This is a genomic window from Streptomyces sp. NPDC097981, from assembly GCF_040302565.1.
Lineage (GTDB): Bacteria > Actinomycetota > Actinomycetes > Streptomycetales > Streptomycetaceae > Streptomyces.
In genome coordinates, this window is sequence record NZ_JBEORW010000161.1 from 1 (window position 1) to 2,475 (window position 2,475).

Annotated in this window: 1 protein-coding gene; it reads left to right on the forward strand. The window is 72.9% G+C overall.

Annotated features, from left to right (window positions below; all coding sequences use genetic code 11):
* On the forward strand, positions 1–2,475 hold a 2,475-nt coding region (locus tag ABTY04_RS40760; RefSeq protein WP_352218480.1), incomplete at both ends, for a type I polyketide synthase.

Genomic DNA, 2,475 nt, shown 5'->3' on the forward strand with positions numbered 1-2,475 from the left:
GACAGCGTGTTGCGTGCGAAGGCGACCTCGGCGCTCAACCTGCACGAGCTGACTGGCGAGCTCGGTATCGAGCTTTCGGCGTTCGTGTTGTTCTCCTCGATGAGCGGCACCATTGGTGCTGCCGGTCAGGCCAACTACGCCGCCGCCAACGCCTACCTCGACGCCCTCGCCGAGCAGCGTCGTGCCGCCGGGCTGGCCGCGACCTCGCTCGCCTGGGGTCCCTGGGCCGAAGGCGGCATGGCCGCCGACGAGGCCATGGATGCGCGGATGCGGCGCGAGGGTGTGCCTCCGATGGCCCCCGACGCCGCGATCGCCGTGCTGGCTGAGGCCATTGGCGCCGACGAGGTCGCCCTGACCGTCGCGGACATCGCCTGGGACCGTTTCTCCGCGATCGTGGCGGGAGTCCGCCCCAACCCGCTGGTCGGCGACTTCGTCACCGGCGGCCCGGAGGACACCGCCGCTGCCGCCGGGCAGGGGACCGTGGTCACGGGCGCCGACGTCGCCGGTGCCGCGTTCGCGAAGCTGGCCGAGCTGCCTCGCGCCGAGCAGGAGCGGGAGCTGCTCAGCCTGGTCCGCACCCACGTCGCCGCCGTCCTGGGCCACGACGGCTCGGACGCCGTCGGCGCCGAACGCGCCTTCAAGGAGCTCGGGTTCGACTCCCTGACCGCCGTCGACCTGCGCAACCGCCTCGGCGCTGCCACCGCGCTGCGGCTCCCCACCACCCTCGTCTACGACTACCCGACCTCTTCGGCCCTCGCGGAGTACCTGCGCGAGGAGCTCGTGGGCAGCGCGCCCAAGGCCGACGCCCCGCAGCGCGCCGCCGTGTCGGCCGACGGCGATCCCATCGCGATCGTGGCCATGAGCTGCCGTTTTCCCGGCGGGGTGCGTACACCGGAAGACCTATGGCAGCTGCTGGCACACGGTACGGACGCGGTCGCCGAATTCCCCGCGGACCGCGGCTGGGATCTGGACCGCCTCTACGACGCCGACCCGGACCAGCCGGGTACCTCCTACACCCGCGAGGGTGGCTTCCTCTACGACGCCGCCGAGTTCGACGCCGACTTCTTCGGGATCTCCCCGCGCGAGGCCCTCGCCATGGATCCCCAGCAGCGCCTGCTGCTGGAGACCTCGTGGGAGGCCTTCGAACGGGCCGGCATCGACCCCGCCGTACTGAAGGGCAGCCAGGCCGGCGTGTTCGTCGGCACCAACGGCCAGGACTACCTCTCCCTGGTCGCGGGTGAAGCCGGCGGCCTCGAAGGCCACGTCGGCACGGGCAACGCGGCGAGCGTCGTTTCCGGCCGCCTCTCGTACGTGTTCGGTCTCGAAGGCCCTGCGGTGACGGTCGACACCGCGTGCTCGTCGTCGCTCGTCGCCCTGCACCTGGCCGTTCAGGCGCTGCGCCAGGGCGAGTGCTCCATGGCGCTCGCCGGTGGTGTGACCGTGATGTCCACCCCCGACGCCTTCGTCGACTTCAGCCGTCAGCGTGGCCTGGCGGAGGACGGTCGCATCAAGGCGTTCGCCGCCGCTGCCGATGGAACGGGCTGGGGCGAGGGCGTCGGCATGCTGCTCGTCGAGCGGCTGTCGGACGCGCGCAGGAACGGCCACCCGGTGCTGGCCGTGGTCCGGGGTTCAGCGATCAACCAGGACGGCGCGAGCAACGGGCTCACCGCCCCGAACGGGCCCTCCCAGCAGCGCGTCATCCGCCAGGCCCTGGCGGCTGCCGGCCTCTCGGCCGCGGACGTCGACGCCGTCGAGGCGCACGGTACGGGTACCCGGCTCGGCGACCCGATCGAAGCCCAGGCGCTGCTGGCCACGTACGGCCAGGACCGCAGCGAGGGCCGGCCCCTGCTGCTCGGCTCCCTGAAGTCGAACATCGGGCACACGCAGGCCGCCGCGGGCGTTGCCGGTGTGATCAAGATGGTCATGGCGATGCGCCACGGTGTGCTGCCCAAGACCCTGCACGTGGACGAGCCCACGCCGCACGTCGACTGGACGGCGGGCGAGGTCGCGCTCCTTACCGAGCAGGTGGAATGGCCCGAGACCGGGCGCCCGCGCCGCGCCGCTGTCTCCTCCTTCGGCCTGAGCGGCACGAACGCCCACACCATCATCGAAGAGGCCCCGGCGACCGACGAGGCGACCGCACCGGGCCACGACGCCGGTACCGGCACCGGATCGGCTGCTCCGGTGCTGCCTTTCACCATCATGGGCAAGAACCCCGCCGGACTGCGCGCCCAGGCGCAGCAGCTCGCGTCGTGGCTGGCCCAGAACCCGCAGGCCGCACCCGCCGACATCGCGTACTCGCTCGCGACGGGGCGGTCCGCGTTCGAGACGCGGGCGGTCCTGGTCGCGGACCCAGCCAGCAGCGATGCGCTGGCCGCCGGCCTGACGGCCCTGGCCGCCGGCGAGCAGGTTCCGGGGCTGGTGCGGGGTGCCGTGTCGGGTGGCGGGCTCGCCTTCCTGTTCACGGGGCAGGGG